At 65.4% G+C, this 16,904-nt stretch carries 18 protein-coding genes; 11 read left to right on the forward strand and 7 right to left on the reverse strand.

Annotated features, from left to right (window positions below):
* The first annotated feature begins 7 nt into the window (after positions 1-7).
* The gene (locus tag HSRCO_RS13905; protein ID WP_259518241.1) at positions 8-436 is read left to right on the forward strand and encodes a DUF1641 domain-containing protein; all 429 of its coding nucleotides are present in this window, start codon (positions 8-10) and stop codon (positions 434-436) included.
* 109 nt (positions 437-545) lie between these two features.
* Here the strand turns inward: HSRCO_RS13905 and HSRCO_RS13910 are convergent, their stop codons facing one another.
* Both HSRCO_RS13910 and HSRCO_RS13915 read right to left on the reverse strand, forming a co-directional pair.
* Positions 546-965 (reverse strand): iron-sulfur cluster assembly scaffold protein, encoded by a 420-nt coding sequence (locus tag HSRCO_RS13910; protein ID WP_259518242.1) that lies wholly within the window; start codon positions 963-965, stop codon positions 546-548.
* Positions 966-1,044: 79 nt separating this feature from the next.
* Positions 1,045-2,295: a cysteine desulfurase gene (locus HSRCO_RS13915; protein WP_259518243.1), complete on the reverse strand. Its 1,251-nt coding sequence runs from the start codon at positions 2,293-2,295 to the stop codon at positions 1,045-1,047.
* 190 nt (positions 2,296-2,485) lie between these two features.
* Between HSRCO_RS13915 and HSRCO_RS13920 the strand changes: the two genes are divergently transcribed.
* The 3 genes from HSRCO_RS13920 (at position 2,486) to HSRCO_RS13930 (ending at position 4,836) form a co-directional block, all read left to right on the forward strand.
* The gene (locus tag HSRCO_RS13920) at positions 2,486-4,141 is read left to right on the forward strand and encodes an ATP-binding protein (RefSeq protein ID WP_259518244.1); all 1,656 of its coding nucleotides are present in this window, start codon (positions 2,486-2,488) and stop codon (positions 4,139-4,141) included.
* Between the two features lie 71 nt (positions 4,142-4,212).
* Positions 4,213-4,557 (forward strand): hypothetical protein, encoded by a 345-nt coding sequence (locus tag HSRCO_RS13925; RefSeq protein WP_259518245.1) that lies wholly within the window; start codon positions 4,213-4,215, stop codon positions 4,555-4,557.
* A gap of 69 nt (positions 4,558-4,626) precedes the next feature.
* A complete protein-coding gene (locus tag HSRCO_RS13930; RefSeq protein ID WP_259518246.1) occupies positions 4,627-4,836 on the forward strand; it encodes a glycerol ABC transporter substrate-binding protein in 210 nt (69 codons plus the stop codon).
* An 18-nt stretch (positions 4,837-4,854) separates the two neighbouring features.
* On the opposite strand, the gene HSRCO_RS13935 is transcribed toward HSRCO_RS13930, so the two are convergent.
* Positions 4,855-6,714 carry a PAS domain-containing sensor histidine kinase gene (locus HSRCO_RS13935; RefSeq protein ID WP_259518247.1) on the reverse strand — a complete coding sequence of 620 codons (1,860 nt, stop codon included), beginning with the start codon at positions 6,712-6,714 and terminating at the stop codon, positions 4,855-4,857.
* Between the two features lie 254 nt (positions 6,715-6,968).
* Between HSRCO_RS13935 and HSRCO_RS13940 the strand changes: the two genes are divergently transcribed.
* Entirely contained in the window at positions 6,969-8,801 is a 1,833-nt protein-coding gene (locus tag HSRCO_RS13940) for a PAS domain S-box protein (RefSeq protein ID WP_259518248.1), read from the forward strand.
* An 11-nt stretch (positions 8,802-8,812) separates the two neighbouring features.
* On the opposite strand, the gene HSRCO_RS13945 is transcribed toward HSRCO_RS13940, so the two are convergent.
* Both HSRCO_RS13945 and HSRCO_RS13950 read right to left on the reverse strand, forming a co-directional pair.
* Positions 8,813-9,103 carry a DUF424 domain-containing protein gene (locus tag HSRCO_RS13945; RefSeq protein ID WP_259518249.1) on the reverse strand — a complete coding sequence of 97 codons (291 nt, stop codon included), beginning with the start codon at positions 9,101-9,103 and terminating at the stop codon, positions 8,813-8,815.
* On the reverse strand, positions 9,100-9,858 hold the full coding sequence (locus tag HSRCO_RS13950; RefSeq protein WP_259518250.1) for a tetratricopeptide repeat protein: 759 nt from the start codon (positions 9,856-9,858) through the stop codon (positions 9,100-9,102). Before HSRCO_RS13950 ends, HSRCO_RS13945 begins: the two co-directional genes overlap by 4 nt.
* A gap of 54 nt (positions 9,859-9,912) precedes the next feature.
* Between HSRCO_RS13950 and thpR the strand changes: the two genes are divergently transcribed.
* On the forward strand, positions 9,913-10,467 hold the full coding sequence (thpR, locus tag HSRCO_RS13955; RefSeq protein WP_259518251.1) for an RNA 2',3'-cyclic phosphodiesterase: 555 nt from the start codon (positions 9,913-9,915) through the stop codon (positions 10,465-10,467).
* 21 nt (positions 10,468-10,488) lie between these two features.
* Here the strand turns inward: thpR and HSRCO_RS13960 are convergent, their stop codons facing one another.
* Both HSRCO_RS13960 and HSRCO_RS13965 read right to left on the reverse strand, forming a co-directional pair.
* A complete protein-coding gene (locus tag HSRCO_RS13960) occupies positions 10,489-10,875 on the reverse strand; it encodes a hypothetical protein (protein WP_259518252.1) in 387 nt (128 codons plus the stop codon).
* 24 nt (positions 10,876-10,899) lie between these two features.
* Positions 10,900-13,683 (reverse strand): PAS domain S-box protein, encoded by a 2,784-nt coding sequence (locus HSRCO_RS13965; RefSeq protein WP_259518253.1) that lies wholly within the window; start codon positions 13,681-13,683, stop codon positions 10,900-10,902.
* 248 nt (positions 13,684-13,931) lie between these two features.
* Here HSRCO_RS13965 and HSRCO_RS13970 point away from each other — a divergent pair, with 248 nt between their 5' ends.
* From HSRCO_RS13970 to ftsY, 5 genes are all read left to right on the forward strand, one after another.
* A complete protein-coding gene (locus tag HSRCO_RS13970) occupies positions 13,932-14,084 on the forward strand; it encodes a 50S ribosomal protein L39e (RefSeq protein WP_259518254.1) in 153 nt (50 codons plus the stop codon).
* Positions 14,085-14,088: 4 nt separating this feature from the next.
* Positions 14,089-14,370 (forward strand): 50S ribosomal protein L31e, encoded by a 282-nt coding sequence (locus HSRCO_RS13975; RefSeq protein WP_259518255.1) that lies wholly within the window; start codon positions 14,089-14,091, stop codon positions 14,368-14,370.
* 3 nt (positions 14,371-14,373) lie between these two features.
* Positions 14,374-15,039 (forward strand): translation initiation factor IF-6, encoded by a 666-nt coding sequence (locus tag HSRCO_RS13980; protein WP_259518256.1) that lies wholly within the window; start codon positions 14,374-14,376, stop codon positions 15,037-15,039.
* 167 nt (positions 15,040-15,206) lie between these two features.
* Positions 15,207-15,665: a prefoldin subunit alpha gene (gene pfdA / locus HSRCO_RS13985; RefSeq protein ID WP_259518257.1), complete on the forward strand. Its 459-nt coding sequence runs from the start codon at positions 15,207-15,209 to the stop codon at positions 15,663-15,665.
* 10 nt (positions 15,666-15,675) lie between these two features.
* Positions 15,676-16,791 carry a signal recognition particle-docking protein FtsY gene (ftsY, locus tag HSRCO_RS13990; protein ID WP_259518258.1) on the forward strand — a complete coding sequence of 372 codons (1,116 nt, stop codon included), beginning with the start codon at positions 15,676-15,678 and terminating at the stop codon, positions 16,789-16,791.
* Positions 16,792-16,904 lie beyond the last annotated feature (113 nt).

Genomic DNA, 16,904 nt, shown 5'->3' on the forward strand with positions numbered 1-16,904 from the left:
TGAGACCATGACTGAGAACCAAACCGACATCGACGCGGAGGCCGAGTCCATCGAGAACGCGATGAACGCACTGGTCGAACTCGAACAAAGCGGCACCCTCGATGACCTCACGCAGGCCGCCAACACCGTCTCGCTCGCGTCCGAGGCGATGGACGACGAGATGGTGGTCTCGGGGGTCAGCGCGGTGACCCAGGCCGGCGAACTCCTGGATCGCGCGGCCGGTGAGCCCGAAGCGGTTCGCAATCTGGAGTTGCTCATGTGTGCGCTCGGCGACGCCGCCGACGACCCGAGCGACCCGCCCGAGGCCGTCGGCATGCTCGGGATGCTGCGCAAGATGAACGACCCCGACGTCCAGCGTGGACTCGGGTTCATCTTCCAGCTGGCGAGCGAAGTCGGCCAGAAGCTAGAAAAGCGGTCGGATCGTTACGAAGGGTAGTTCACGGCATCGACCGTGGCCGAATTCTCGGTGCGAGCAACATCCACGAGTGCAGTGCCAGCGCCGGACAGACGGCCGGGAGAGGGGCCCGCAATGGGCTGTGTGTCGGTCAGTCCTCGAGGTTCGTTTCCTCGTCGTCGCGCTCGCCCCGGTAGATCGCGGTGCCGTCCTGCACGACCTTCTCGGCGAGAACGGCGCATTTGACCCGCATCGGGCTGATATCCACGCCCAGGAGTTCGAAGACGTCGTCGCGGTCCAGTTGTTCGATCTCGTCGAGCGTCATCCCCGGCAGTTGCTGGGAGAGCAGGCTCGCGGCGGCCTGGCTGATGGCACAGCCATCGCCCTCGAAGGCGACCTGCTCGACGGTCTCCCCGTCGTCGGCGAGTGCCACGTCGAACTCCAACTGGTCCCCACACGAGGGATTGTGGCCGCCGTGGGAGAAGTCGGGGTCCTCGAGGGAGCCGTAGTTGCGCGGGTTCTTGTAGTGGTCCAGGATCTGCTGTCGGTACATGTCCGAACCCATGCTCATGACTACACAATCGTAGGCGAGAGGGCTGTAAAAGGGTTGTGCGGGGGCGGACCGGCCCGGCGGCAGAACGCGGCAGTCCTCACCCGAAGATGTCCCTGGCAGCGTCGAGTCCCTCGAGCAACACGTCGACCTCCTCGCGAGTATTGTACATGTAGAACGACGCGCGCGCCGTGGCGGCCACCCCCAGTTTACGGTGGAGTGGCTGGACGCAGTGGTGGCCGGCACGGATGGCGACGCCGAAGTCGTTGAGAATGCTCGAGAGGTCGTGGGCGTGGATGCCATCCATCTGAAACGCGACGAGGCCGGCCCGGTCCACCGCCGGGCCCGGGCCGAAGACCCGGATATCGTCGCGCTCGCCCAGTCGTTCCATGGCGTACCGGGTAACGTAGTCCTCGTGGGCGTGGATTCGGTCGAGGCCCACGTCCTCGAGGTAATCAGCGGCGGCGGTGAGGCCGACGGCCTCCGCGATGGGTGGAGTCCCGGCCTCGAACTTCCAGGGCAACTCGTTGTACGTGGCGTCCTCCCAGGTGACCTCCCGGATCATCTCCCCGCCGTAGAGGAACGGCGGCATCTCCTCGAGGAGGGCTTCGCGGGCCCACAGCACACCGATACCGGTCGGCCCGGCCATCTTGTGCCCGGAGAAGGTGTAGAAGTCGACGTCGAGGGCGTCCACGTCGACCGGGCGGTTCGGCACGGCCTGGGCGCCGTCACCCAGGACGAGCGCGTCGTGTTCGTGGGCCAACTCGGCCAGGTCGTCGAGCGGGTTGACGGTCCCGAGGACGTTCGAGGCGTGGACCGCGCTCACGATTGCGACGTCGTCGTCGATCAGCGTGGCCGCGTGGTCCATATCGAGTCGGCCGTCCTCGGTGACGCTGATGTAGCGGACGTCGGCCCCTGCCTGCTCGGCGATCTGTTGCCAGGTCACCAGCGAGGCGTGGTGTTCCATCTCCGTGAGGACCACCGCGTCGCCCTGCTCGAGGTTCGACAGGCCCCAGGCGTACGCGACGAGGTTGATCGCCTCGGTCGTGTTCTTGGTGAAGACGATCTCCTCGCGACCGCCGGGCGCGCCGATCAACGCGGCCATCCGGTCGTGGGCCTCCTCGTAGGCGAGTGAGGCCTCCTGGCTCAACTGGTGGATGCCACGGTGGACGTTGGCGTTGTACTCGCGGTAGTACCGCGAGATGGCCTCGATGACCGGTTCGGGCGTCTGGGTGGTGGCTGCGTTGTCGAGGTACACCAGCGGCGTGTCCTCGGCCACCTCCCGGTCGAGAATCGGGAAATCGGCCCGGATAGCGTCGGTATCGAGCGGTGCTTGCTCGTAGGACTCCATTGAACGACAGTAGCGCGCCGACACATTACTTTCCTTCGGTGGAAGAAGGTCTCACGGCCGCCGATACCCCTTCGTTTCGTGTGGAGAATCGAAGATTCCAGGCACGTCGACTACGGACCGACATCCGAACTGTCGCCCGCCGGTCGGAACGATATTATCAACGGGACGCAAATGAAAATTGACCGTATCGATGGATCCGCTCTTCGTTGCCCACGTCGTCGCGTTCGCCGTCGCCGCCCTGGCGAGTTTCGCCACCGTGGGTCCGGCCAGTCGGGTCGACCATCCCGACACGCGATACGGCCTCGTGGGATTGCTGGTCACGAGCGGGATCTGGGGCAGCGCACAGGCGCTCTACCTCGTCGTTCCGGGCGTCGTTCTCAAGGAGGTGCTGTACATGGTCGGGCTCGTCGCGGGCATCGTCTCGGTGCTGACGTGGCTGTACTTCAGTGCCGCCTACAGCGGGCGGGCGCCTCGTGAGACACCCTACGCACGGGCAGTCGTGGGCATCGTCGCGATGTTCGTCCTCGTCAAAGTGACGAACCCCCTACACAACGGCTACTTCACCGCCGAGATGGCGAGCGAGCCGTTCGCCCACCTCGCGATCCAGTATGGGATGGTTCACTGGATTGCGATGGGGCTGTCCTACGCGCTCGCGTTCGTCGGCTTCTACATGCTCGCCGAGCGCTTCGCTCAGGCCAGCGTCGGCACGCGACCGCTGGAGGCGCTCGTTTTGCTCACCGCGCTGCCACTGGGACTCGACCTGCTCGCGCTCCAGACGCCGTGGTTACTGGCGCTCACCTACGAACCGCTGGGAGTCGCGGCGTTCGCGGTCGGCACGGTGACGGTGTACTTCGACCGGTTCCAGACCGTCCAGCTGGCCGCCGACGTCGACGACCCGGTCTTCGTCCTCGACGCGGAGGGACGGGTCGCCTCGGTCAACGACCAGGCCACGTCCCTGTTTCCCGACGCGGCCGACCGGATCGGGGAGCCGTTGGAATCCGTCGCCCCACAGCTCAGACGGGCCCTCGACAACGATCGAGTGCTCACGATGGAAGATTCCGGGGATCCCCGGTTCTTCCAGATCTCGACGAGCCCGTTCGTCGCGGGTTCGACCGAGACCGGCCGCGTGGTCATCCTCTCGGACGTGACCGAACGGGAGCGGTATCGCCGGGACCTCGAACGCAAGACCGAGCAACTCCAGTTGCTCAACCGCATCGTCCGTCACGATATCCGAAACGAGATGGCCGTCGTCATCGGGTGGGGCGAGACACTCGAGGAGCGGTTGGACGCGGACGAGATGAACGCGCTCGAACGGCTGCTCGGGGCCGCCACCAAGGTCGTCGACCTCACCGACGGTGCACGCGAGTTCATCCGCGCCCTCGACGAGGACGAGCGACCCGAGACGACCGCCATCGACCTGGCAAGTACACTCGAGGCCGAGATCGATAAACAGCGCTCGGCCCACCCCGACGCCGATATCGCCATCGAGGGCGCGCTCCCCGAGACCACGGTCAGCGCCAACGAGATGCTCACCTCGGTGTTCCGCAACTTGATCGGCAACGCCATCGAGAACGTCGATGCGGGACCAGCCACGATCACCGTCTCCGCCGAGGAACGGACCGAGACGGCAGTCGTCCGGATCGCCGATAACGGTCCGGGAATTCCCGACGACCGCAAGGAGAGCGTGTTCCGGATGGGTGAGAAGGGAGCGGATAGCGGTGGGACGGGCATCGGCCTCTATCTCGTACAGACCCTGGTCGACCAGTACGGCGGCACCGTCCGGATCGAGGACAACGAACCGCGGGGAAGCGTGTTCGTCGTCGAACTGCCGCTGGCCGCGCAGTAGGACGTGCGTAACGGCCCAGTGCGGTCGACAATCTGCGATTTACGAAGCCCACTGGTCCGGTATCCGACGGTATGCCTCGCCAGGACGGCCACCAGCCCTTCACCTCCCCGACCGTCCACCGGTGGGCCTGGGTCCTCGTCGCGGTCTTTTTCGTCGGCGGCGACTTCGTGACCACGAGCCTGGGGCTGAGCGTCGTGGGCGTCGTCGAGCGGAACTCGTTTCTGGCTCCGCTCGTCGCCGAGTACGGCGTCGTCGTGATCCTCGTCCTGAAGGCGATCGTGGTCGGCACCGGCTACGCGGTCTACCGGCACCTCCCGCGGCCCCACGACGTCGGCGTCCCCCTCGGATTCGCCACGGTCGGCGTGGCAGTGACTGGCTGGAACGTCCTGGTCCTGGGGTCGGCGCTGCTGGCGTAGCGAATCCGACACTCCACCCCTGCCCAAGGGGCCCGGAAATATTTGTTCCACCTCCCCGTCATGGACGGTATGGCCCTCCAATCAAACAGGCTGGCAGTCGGACTGCTGGCTCTCGGCCTCGTCGCCGTCGTACTCCTGTACAGCGTCGTCGTGATGCGAGCCCCCCTCCAGATCCTCAGCGTGATCGTTCCGCTCGTCTTCCTCTATCTGCTCTGGCGATTCGTCAGGGCCCACGAGCGCATCGCCGCCGCCATGGAATCGGCGGACCGCGTCGAATGAGCGAGCCGGCCCTCCCGATTACCCGAATTCGACTCCGGTGAACTCGAAGCGAGCGCCGCCATCCTTCCCAGCAGTGACCGTGATCTCCCAGTCGTGGGCCTCGGCACACCGCTCGACTATCGAGAGGCCGAGTCCCGTCCCACCGGCGGTGGAATAGCCGGACTGGAGCACGTTGCCGCGCTCGCTCACCGGGATCCCCGAACCGTCATCCTCGATGTAGAAGCCGTCGTCGAGGTCGCCGACGGTTACCACCAAGCGCTCGCCCCCGTGTTCGACTGCATTCCGGAAGAGGTTCTCCAGGGCCTGTCGAACTCGCCCTGGAGCCGCCCGGATAGTCTGGTCCGTCGTGACCCGTATCGTCGCCGCTGCCGTGTCGACGGTCCGCCAGCTCTCCTCGACGATGGTCGAGAGATCGACCGCCTCGAGCGTCGGCGACCCATCCTTCTCACGGGCGAGCGCGAGGAGGTCCGCGATGAGCGTCTCCATCCGATCGAGCGAGCTATCTACCGCCTGGAGGTGGTCGCTATCGTGTTCCCCCCGGGCGAGTTCGAGCCGTCCCTGTGCCACGGTCAGCGGGTTCCGGAGGTCGTGGGAGACGACGCTCGCGAACCGCTCGAGTCGTTCGTTCTGCCGTTCGAGTTCGGCCTCGAACGCCTTGATGTCCGAGACGTCCCGCTGGATGGCGACGAACTTCCGCGGGGTGTCGTCCGCGTCGACGATCGGCGAGATGGTCTGGAGGGCGTGATAGGTGGTGTCGTCCGCCCGGCGATTGACGATTTCTTCTTCCCACGTCTCACCCGAGCGGATCGTCTCCCAGAGCTCCCGGTAGTACTCCGGGTCCTTCTCGCCGGAGTGCAAAATGCTGGGCGTTCGCCCGATCGCAGCCGCGGCCTGGTATCCGGTGATCCGCTCGAAGGCGGGATTGACGTACTCGATGGTCCCGTCCGCGTCGGTGATGAAGACCGCGAGGCCGACGTGTTCGACGGCGCGTTTGAACTCCTGGAGTTCCCGCTCGCGGTCCCGACGCTCGGTGATGTCGGAGTTGATCGCCACGAAGCGTTCCACCTGCCCGTCCTCGCTCTCGACCGGCGCGATGGTCTGATCGATGGTGAACTGTTCGCCGTCGGTCCGCTCGTTGACGATTTCACCCTCCCAGGTCTCGCCGTCCAGGATCGTCTCCCAGGTGTCCCGGTAGAAGGCGCTGTCGTGGACGCCGGATTGCAAGAGTCGTGGATTTCGGCCCACTGCCTCCTCGCTCGAATAGCCGGTGAGTTCCTCGAAGGCCGGATTGACGTACTCGATGGTCCCGTCCCGGTCCGTCCAGTAGATCGAATGGCCCGCGTTCTCCACGGCGGCCTTGAACGTCTCGAGTTCGCGTTCGCGCCGTCGGCGATCGGTGATGTCCCTGAAGACCCCGGTGACGACGGTGCCGGCCTCGGTCTCGAAGACGCGAGCGTTGATCTCGACGGGCACCCGCTCGCCTGCCCTGGTCTCGACGTAGATCTGCTCGCCATTCGGGAGTCGCGACACGGTCACGGGCTCGTCTTCGGCCGACGCCACGTGCTGTTCGAAGAGCCGACGGTACGACCGTTCTGCACCGGCTGGGTGAAGCTGCGTGATGGACTCGCCCCGTAACGCTTCGCTCGAGTGGCCGAGAAGGTCGACCGTCGCGTCGTTGACCGCCAGCAGCGTCCCGGACTCGGCGTCGGCGATCAGAACCGGATCGGGCGTCGTCTCGAAGAGGAACCGACACGAACTGGGGAGGGGTTCGTCCGCCGAAGCGTCGTGTGTCGATTCGGCTGCCCCCGAGTCCGTCGAAAGCAGCGCCCGAAGGCGGTGCAATGGACGCCCCCCGGTCAACGAGGTGACTGCGCCCATTGCTCGTGTGACAAACTCGTTCCCCGCCGATAGCGGGAACGCTCCCGATGCCATCGTGATAGTGACCAAAATATCCAGGGACGGCATAAGTATTATTGTTTGTGCTATATCCCGAGATAGCCGGGAAAGAGCCGATACATGCCCTCAAGGATACATATTGTATCATATATTTCTCATACATTGCGTTAAAACATACCAACAAATTCATGGTACGATGAATACTCCTCCCAGGTAATGACGGCCCGTCTCGAACGATGAGCGACTTGACCCCTCGGCAAACGCACCTCGCGCAGGCCCAGCAGATCGCCGACATCGGGAGCTGGTCGTTCGATTTCGAACGGGAGCAACTCGAGTGGTCCGAGGAGTGCTACCGTATCTTCGGTATGGACCCCGAAGAAACGGTCACCATGGATCGGTTCATGGGGTTCGTTCATCCAGACGACGAGCCATACGTCCGGGAGCAGTGGGAGAGTGCACTCGAGGGTGCTGAGTACGACATCGAACATCGAATACGGGTCGACGGTGCGGTCCGCTGGGTTCGAGAACGTGCCGAACTCACCGTCGCGGAGGACGGAACGCCCCTGGAGGCTATCGGGGTAGTGCAGGACATCACGGACCGAAAACGCCGCGAACAGCGACTCGAAGAGACGAAAACACGGTATCGCTCGCTCCTGCGGGCGGCCCCGGATCCGGTCTTCGTCGCCGACGCCGAGACCGGTGAGATCGTCGAGGCCAACGAGGCGGCAGCGGACCTCCGCGATCAGCCTCGAGAAGAGATACTCGGGCTGCACCAGTCCGACCTCCACCCGGATGGAGAATCGGAGCGGTACCGTCGGCTCTTCGAGCGACACGTCGAGGAGGGGGGTGTGCTGTCGAAATTGGCGGACGGGGAGCAGGTATACGCCGTCACCGGTGACGGGGAGACGGTCCCCGTTTCGATCAGCGTCGAGACGGTCGAACTCCCGCAGGGGCAGGTCGTCTACGGGATCTTTCGCGACGTCTCGGAACGAACGACCCGGGAGAAAGAGTTGAGCACTTTCCGGCAGGCGGTCGAATCGGCCGGCCACCCCATACTCTTCACTGACCGGGATGGGACCATCGAGTACGTCAATCCGGCCTTCGAGGAGACGACCGGCTATTCGGCCGAGATGGCCGTCGGTCGAACGCCCCGGTTATTGAAATCCGGGGAGATGGACGACGGATTCTACGAGGAACTCTGGGAGACGATCCTCTCGGGCGAGGTTTTCGAAGGAGAGGTCGTCAACCGCCGAGCGGACGGCGAATTCATCCACGTCGATCAGACCATCGCGCCGGTCGAGGACGATTCGGGCGAGATCGAACGATTCGTCGCGGTCAACAGCAACATCACCGACCTCAAACGGCGCCAGGAACAGCTCGAAGAACAACGCGACCGGGCGCGAGACCTCCGTCAGCGACTGTCCGTGTTGAACCGGATCATGCGTCACGATCTCCGGTCGAGCGTGAATATCATCAAAGGCAATGCGGGACTGGCGTCGGCCAGACACGACCTCGAGATGCTCGAGACGATCCAGAATCAGGCCGACGAGATCCTCGAGATCGCCGAAAATGCGCGGCTGATCGAAGAGAGTCTGGCAACAACGGAGGACGCGAACACGGTTCAGGAGGTCACAGCACTCCTGCAGACCAAGATAGCGAAACTCCGCCGCGAACATCCGTCGGTATCCATCGATTCGACCCTCCCCGAAGCACTACCGGTCAGCGCTCACCATCGACTCGACGCAGCCCTCGAACAGATACTGCGGAATGCCGTCGAGCACAACGACGCCGACCGACCGGTCGTCCAGGTGCACCTACGAAGTCCGGGAACGGATCGCGTCGAGATCGTGATCGCGGACAACGGACCCGGCATCCCCGACGGCGAGATCGAACCACTGAATGCCGAGATCGAACACGCACTCCGTCACACGAGCGGGCTCGGTCTCTGGATCGCCTACTGGCTCGTCCACGAGTCCGGTGGCGACATCTCCTTCGGCGAAAACGACCCCCGTGGCACGACGGTCACCATTCGGCTACCACACGCCCAGCAAGCCGCACAGAATCGGTGACGGCTGCGCTCTCAGAGTCGGAGGAACTGGGCGTGCAGGGTCGAATCGACCTCGAGGACGTTCGCCTCGTCGACGTAGCCGGCCTCGATGGCGAGTTCCACGACCTGACGCCCGACGAGGTTGGCCACGCTGGCGCGGGCCAGCGAGTCCACGACGGCGTCCTCGTCGAGCGGTTCGCCCCCGTAGAAGTCCTCGCTGACCGTGAGCGAGACCTCGCCCTCCTCGAAGGTCTCCCCGAGAACCTCGGGGTCACAGGCGGTGACGAGCAGTCCCTGGTCGGTCTCGCGCTCGGAGACGATCATCGCTCGTCGACGAGGGCCGCTTCCTGCTCCTCGCGGATCGCTTCTGCACGTTCGGCGACCTCGCCGGCTTCCTCCTCACGGCCGAGGCCGTCCAGGGCGCGCGATTTCTCCTCGTAGACGTCGGCCTGCCGGAAGCCGAGGCGCATGGCGTTGTCGAAACACTCCAGGGCGTCCTCGTGTTGGCCGCGCTCGACCTGGATGAACCCGAGGTTGTACCAGGCGTGGCCCAGGCGCTCGTTCTGCCTGACGGCCTCCTCGGCGTGCTGGAAGGCCTCCTCGTCCTTGCCGAACTCCCAGAGGGCGTACGCCAGGTTGGTGTGCGCTTCGGCGGCGAAATCGCCGTCCTCAGCCACGTAGAGGGCCTCGCGGTGGGAGTCGATGGCCGCCTCCCACTCCTCGAGTTCGGCGTGCGCGATGCCCTTTTCGACCCAGGCCTCCTGCTCGGTCGTCTCGTCGTCGGCGAACCGGGCGGCCCGCTCGAAGGAGTCGACGGCCTGTTCGTTTCGGTTGATACCCATGTAGTTGAGGCCCACGTCGATGAGGGCGTCGGCATCGACCTGGTCGGAGGCGATGTTGCGCTCGTCGAGGTGGTCGGCAATTGCGTAGGAGTCAACCGGGTCGATCTTCGAGGGATCGACCGAGAGTTCGGGCGGGTCGAGGTCGAATCCCTCGTAAGGGTCGGAAAAGCCCTGCCCCTCCGAGAACCGGTGGGGGCGCTCGCCCTCACGCGGCGAATCCTCCTCGTTGTCGGTCATGGGCCGGCGTACGTGAGGGGGAGGGTTAAGGGCACCGCACCCAGAGGCACTGGCATGCGACTGTTCGTGAGCGTCGACCTCCCACCCGAACTCGCAGACGAAGTCGCGGCGGTCCAGGAGCGGTTCGCCGACGCTGGCGGACTGGATTTCACCGATCCGGCGCAGGCACACGTGACGATGAAATTCCTCGGCGAGACGCCCAACCATCGCCTCGAGGAGGTGACCGCGGCGCTCGAACGGGCGGTCGAGAAGTCCGGTGTCGGGCCGTTCGAGGCCACCTACGGCGACCTGGGCGTGTTCCCCTCCCTCGAGTACATCAGCGTCGTCTGGTTCGGCGTCACTCGCGGCGACCGCGAGTTCGAACGGCTACACGAGTCCATCGAGTCGGAACTCGTGGATATCGGCTTCGACGAGGCCGACCACGAGTTCACCCCGCACGTCACGCTCGCCAGAATGAATCACGCGGGCGGGAAGGACCTGGTCCAGCGAGTGGTTCGAGAGGAGTCGCCGGTCGTCGGTTCGACCACAGTCGATGCGGTCAGCCTCACCCAGAGCACGCTCACCCACGACGGACCGGTTTACGAGACGCTCCACCGGGTCCCCCTCTAGGATCGGCCCGCCGAGCGCCGGTCAGCCACGCCACTCCTCCAGGGTCCGCTGGACGGCCGTCGCCACCTTGTCGAACTGCTGGGTGCTCAGGCCATCCGTCGTGAGGAAGACGCCCTCGTTCGCCCCGGTCACCCTGAGCAGAAAGCCGTTCTCGAACGAGCGGATGGTGTACTCGTATTCGCCGAGTTCGGAGTCCCCGTAGACGTCGTGGGTCGTCTGGTAGGCTCGCCACTCGTGTCCGATGAACGTCGAGAGGTCCGCGTCCCGTTCCAGGTCGTCCCGGAGATACAGCTGTTCGAACTCGGTACGCGTGAAGTAGGTGACCGAACGGAGGCTGTCGCCCACCGACGTTCGACACGTGGCGACGAGTTGTTCGCGAGCGTCCTCGTCCAGCAGTGTATCGGCCATGGCGGCTCTACGAACGCCGGGTCCTTAACTATCCCTCGCCGCCGCGGGGACCGCCACACCCGTGAACTCGAAGCGCGCGCCACCGCCCCGACTCTCGGTGAGCGAGACGGTCCACCCGTGGGCCTGGGCGAGTTGCCGGACGATGGCCAACCCGAGTCCCGTCCCCGACTCGCTTTGGGTGTAGCCGGACTCGAAGACGCGGTCTCGGATCTCTTCCGGGATTCCCGGCCCCGTATCTTCGACGTAGAACCCGTCATCGAGGCCGCCCACGGTGATCTTTACGCCCTCGCCACCGTGTTCGACAGGATCCTCGCGAACTCGTGAGTGAGGGCTCGTGGAGCCACGCTCCTCGGCGTCCTCGTGGGCTTGCAAACGAGGGCTCGTGGAGCCATGCTCCACTGCGTTCCGAAAGAGGTTCTCGAGAATGCGACGGACTCGCCGGGCATCTGCGACGACGGTCGGGAGATCGTCGACCTCGAGGCGAGCGTCACCCTCGGGGACGGTGCGCCAGGCGTCCCTCGCGACCGCTTCGAGATCGACCGGTTCGGTCTCCTCGACCGACCCCCCATCTCGCGCTAACGTCAACACGTCCTCGATGATCGCCTCCATCCGGTCGAGGGCCGACGCTGCGGCCTCGATGTGCTCGTCGTCGGCCGGGGAGAGGTCGAGGCGGCCGCTGACGACGTTGAGCGGGTTCCGGAGGTCGTGGGAGACGACGCTCGCGAACTCCTCGAGGCGTTCGTTCTGTCGTTCCAGGCGGAGCCGGTACTCCTTGCGCTCGGTGATGTCCTGGTTGATGGCCACGAACCGTTCGATCTCCCCCTCGTCGTCGATGACCGGGGCGATGCTCTGATCGACGTGGACGAGGGTGCCATCCTTGCGCTCGTTGACGATCTCCCGTTCCCAGACCTCCCCCGAGAGGATCGTCGCCCACATCTCTTCGAAGAAGGACTCCTCGTGGGTTCCACTGTTGAGGATGGCGGGCGTCTCCCCGATGGCCTCCTCGCGTGCGTACCCGGTCTGGTCTTCGAACGCGGGATTGACCCACTCGATGGTCCCGTCGAAGTCGGTCACGTAGATGCAGTGTGCCGCGTACTCGACCGCCTTCTCGAAGCTTCGGAGTTCGCGTTGGCGCTCTTTTTGCTCCGTGACGTCGTCGAAGGTGAAGACGATACCCTCGAGGTCCCCGTCCGAGTCGCGCAGTGGGGCCCCGTAAATCGAGAGCCAGATCGGGTCCGCGTGTGGTCGGTCCATCCGCAACTCGTCGCCATAGATGGACTCCCCTCGGTTTCGAACGCGATTGAAGGGGTGTTCGTCGTCCGGGAGCGGTTCGCCGTCCTCGTCGACGAAGGTCCACGCCGCCGCCTCGTGGGTCTTGCCGACGATGGATCCGGCGTCTATCTGGAGGAGCGCCGACGCCCGTTCGTTGGCGCGCCGGATCGTCCCGTCCGGCGACAGAACGACGATGCCGATGGGACTGGTCTCGAACAGGCTCTCGAGCATCTCGGTCTCCGTCCGGAGCGCCGCTTCCCGTTCGATGCGGTCCGAGACGTCCACCTGGACCAGGACGAACCCGTCCAGTTCTCCCGTGCCGTCGAGGATGGGCGTGATGGTCTGTTCGGCGTGATACCGGTCGCCATCGCGGGTCGTGGCCACGAACTCCCGCTCCCACGCCATGTCATCGGTGGCCGCTTGACCGTTCGACCGCACCATCTCGGGACTCACGTCGACGACGTCGGCCAGTCGTCGACCGACGATCGCGGGCATTTCGTACCCCGTCTGGGCTTCGAACGTGGAGTTGACGTATTCGATCGTCCCGTCGGTTCCCGTCACCGCGATCGCCTGTCCAGCGGAGTCGACGGCCTGCCTGAACCGGCGAAGATCGGTTCGGGTCTCGATCGCAGCGATGGCGTGTCCCATGTCGTCACCGACAGCCGTGAGGAGGTCGCGCTCTTTCGCATCGAAGGCCCCGACCCGGTTCGCATAGATCGCGAGAAGTCCGTAGAGCCGATCGCCGTGGGTGATCGGGACGGTCGCGACGGCTCGGAAATTCCGCTGTTCGACCGCGGCTCGATACGGATCGAACGCCTCGTCCGTGGAGACGTTCTGCGTGACCTGGAGTTCCCGCGTCTCGATCGCCTTCGGCCCCGGTCCGGTCTCCGGCAGCGTCTGGCCGTCCCCGACGGGGATCCGCTCGAGGAAGTCGGCGCCGACGCCCGCAGACGCGCGAGGCGTCAGCGAGTGAGCGGCCGCGTCGTATTCCCCGACCCAGGCGAACTGATATGGGGTGGAATCCGCGAATATCTCGCAGACCGCCTGTTCGAGGTCGGTCCGGGTCTCGGCGTGAACGAGCGCGGCGTTCACGTCCTTGATGACGGCCACGATGCGCTCTATCTCCGCTGTCCGACCGGTCGGTCCCACACGCTGGACCGCCGCCTCGATCCGCTCTGCGAGGCGATCGGGTCGAATCTCCCCGTCGGGTCGGGGAACGTACGCCGAGACGCCAGCGGCGATCGCCTCGCTCGCGATCGATTCGGAGCCGTCGGCCGGTGCGAGGACGAACGGGAGACGGTCGTCTCGGTCCCGAACGGCACGCAAAAACGACAGGCCGTCCATCTCGGGGAGGGCCAGTTCGCTCACAATGCAATCGACGGCCGCCAGTCGGTCGAGTGCCTGGCGTGGTGAGGCCACCGGGGTCACCGAGAGGGGAGACCGAGCGTCGTCGAGTCGAGATGCGACGGTCGCAGCACCGTCCTCGTCAGCGGACACGTACAGGACGTGAATCGGTCCAGCCTCGGAGGTGTTCATACTCCCCCTCCGTAGAGGGGGGATTAATAGTATCTGCCAATTACAGGTTTCGTACAATGGGGTCGACGGTTCGCGGCCACGCCGGCAGGCGAAGGACGTGCCGAGACTGCCATCGGCAGTTCGGCCGCGCCGGCAGGTGGCGGACGTACCGAGACTGGTGTCGGCGGGCCTGGTCGACCCCGAACCCGCACCGGATGCGCCCGAAACGAACAAGGTTTTATGGCCGCCGGGGAGTAGAGGTGAGCACTATGAGCAAGAAGTCCAAGGCCAAGAAGAAGCGGCTGGCCAAACTGGAGCGTCAGAACAGCCGCGTCCCGGCCTGGGTCATCATGAAGACCAACCGTGACGTGCAGCGAAACCCCAAACGGCGCCAATGGCGGCGCAGCGACACGGACGAGTGATCCCATGAGTGCAAGCGACTTCGAAGAACGGATCGTCACCGTGCCCCTCCGCGACGTCCAGAAGGTCTCGAAGGGCGACCGCACGGGCAAGGCCATGAAACTCATCCGTGCGCACCTGGCCAAGCAGTTCGCCGTCGACCAGGATGCCGTCCGTCTGGACCCCTCGATCAACGAGGCCGTCTGGGAACGCGGCCGGGGCAACCCGCCGAGCAAACTCCGCGTCCGCGCCGCCCGGTTCGACGAGGCGGGCGAATCCGTCGTCGAAGCGGAATACGAAGCGGCGTAGAGCGTGCTCCGCACTGCCTTCTTCGGCTCACCGTACGTGGGCGTCTTCGCGGAGGTCACCGACGAGTACGTCGTCGTCCGTCGCGATCTTGACGACGATATCGCCGAGGCGCTCGAGGAGGAACTCGCGGCGACCGCCGTCCCCACGACCGTCGGTGGCTCCGCGACGGTGGGCGCACTGCTGGCCGGCAACGAGAACGGCATTCTGGTGAGCAGTCGGGCCACGGACCGCGAGATGGACCGACTCGAGACGGCGACCGACCTCCCCATCGCGAAGATTCCGGGCCGCATCAACGCCGCGGGGAACGTCGTCCTGGCGAACGATAGCGGGGCATTCGTCCACCCCGACCTCTCCCGGGAGGCCGTCCAGGTCGTCAAAGACACCCTCGACGTCCCGGTGACGCGGGGCAACATCGCCGGCGTCCAGACCGTCGGGACGGCCGCCGTCGCGAACAACCGGGGGGCACTCTGTCACCCGAAGGCCACCGACGACGAACTCGACGTGATCGAGGAGGCACTCGACGTGCACGCCGACATCGGCACGATCAACTACGGCGGCCCCCTGCTTGGCTCCGGACTCGTCGCCAACGACGCCGGCTTCGTCGTCGGCGAGGACACGACCGGACCCGAACTCGGCCGGATCGAAGACGCCCTCGGGTTCATCGACTGACGACCCCCCTCGACTGTTTTCTGCGCACGGTACGGCGCTTCCCTCGACCGTGTCGCGCTGCTTCAGACCGGTTTCCCCGCACGAGAGCCACTCGCGGCCGCCCGATTCGGGCGTTCGAGAGAACGACGATGAGAAGATACTTCCCGCTAAAGACCCGCAGTCAGCGTATGAGTCTTGGCGGCGGAGGCGGTCAGCTCCAAGAGCTGTCTCAGCAGCTCCAGGCGATCGAAGAGCAGAAAGAACAACTCAACGAACAGATCGAGACCCTCCAGGCCGAGAAGGGCGAGATCGACGAGGCCAAAGAGGCCCTCGACGTGCTCGAGTCCGACGGAACCGTCCAGGTCCCGCTCGGCGGTGGCGCGTACGTCCGCGCAACCATCGAAGACGTCGACGAGGTCGTCGTCGACATCGGCGGTGGGTTCGCGGCCGAGCAGGACCGCGACGGCGCCAAGGAGACCCTCGAGAACAGAAAGGACATCCTCGATCAGGACATCGAGGACGTCCAGGCCCAGATCTCGGACCTGGACGAAGAGGGCCAGAAGCTCGAACAGCAGGCCCAGCAAGCCCAACAGCAGATGATGCAACAACAGATGGCCCAGCAGCAGGGTCAACAGGACCAGGAATAGGGATCCGTCGATGTTCGAGGGGTTGAAGGAGAAACTCGGGTCGTTCCGGGAGGACGCCGAGGAGGTCGCCGAGGAAGCGGCCGAAGATGACACAGACCAGTCAGCCGCAGCGCCGGAGACCGCGGCGGCCCAGACGTCGTCGGACGCCGACGTCGACGACGAACTGCCGGTTGCCGACGAGGACGCGGCTGGCGGCGGGAGTGAGGAGGCGGCCGAATCGGACGCCGAGGACGACGGTCCCTCACTCGGAGAGAAGGCCAAGTCCCTGGCGACCGGGAAGGTCATCCTCGACGAGGACGACCTCGAGGGGCCGCTCTGGGACCTCGAGATGGCGCTCCTCGAGAGCGACGTGGAGATGAGCGTCGCGGAGGCCATCCTCGACACCATCGAGGCCGACCTCACCGGCGAGCGTCGTGGGTTCACCGAACGGACAGAGAACCTCGTCGAGGCCGCCCTCCGGGACGCGCTGCTCGAGGTCATCGCGGTCGGCCAGTTCGACTTCGACGAGTACGTCGCGGCGAGCGAGAAACCGGTCGTCATCGTCTTCACCGGGGTCAACGGCGTCGGAAAGACGACGACCATCGCCAAACTGGCGAAGTACCTCGAGGAGCGCGGCTACTCGAGCGTGCTCGCCAACGGCGACACCTACCGGGCCGGGGCCAACGAGCAGATCCAGGAACACGCCGACAGGCTCGAGAAGAAGCTCATCCACCACGAGCAGGGCGGCGACCCGACCGCGGTCATCTACGACGCGGTCGAGTACGCCGAGGCCAACGACGTCGACGTCGTCCTCGGGGACACGGCCGGTCGACTCCACACGAGCAACGACCTGATGGCTCAGCTCGAGAAACTGGATCGGATCGTCGAGCCCGACCTGACGATCTTCGTGGACGAGGCCGTCGCCGGCCAGGACGCGGTGAACCGGGCGAAGGAGTTCGATTCCGCGGCGTCGATCGACGGCACCATCCTCACGATGGCCGACGCCGACGCGCAGGGCGGTGCGGCCATCTCCATCGCCTATGTGACCGGGAAGCCCATCCTCTTTCTTGGCACCGGCCAGGGGTACGACGACATCGAGAAATTCGACCCCGAAGGGCTCGTCGACGACCTGCTCGGCGAGGAGTGACGGTTTCTCGGCGACGAGACCGACTCCCGTTTTAGCGACGAGGGCGGAGCTCTGCGAAGCGGGGCGAACAGGCGAGACGACCGACGCGCCGGGCGACGTCTCGCACACCCGCG

This window comes from Halanaeroarchaeum sp. HSR-CO (genome assembly GCF_024972755.1).
GTDB lineage: Archaea > Halobacteriota > Halobacteria > Halobacteriales > Halobacteriaceae > Halanaeroarchaeum.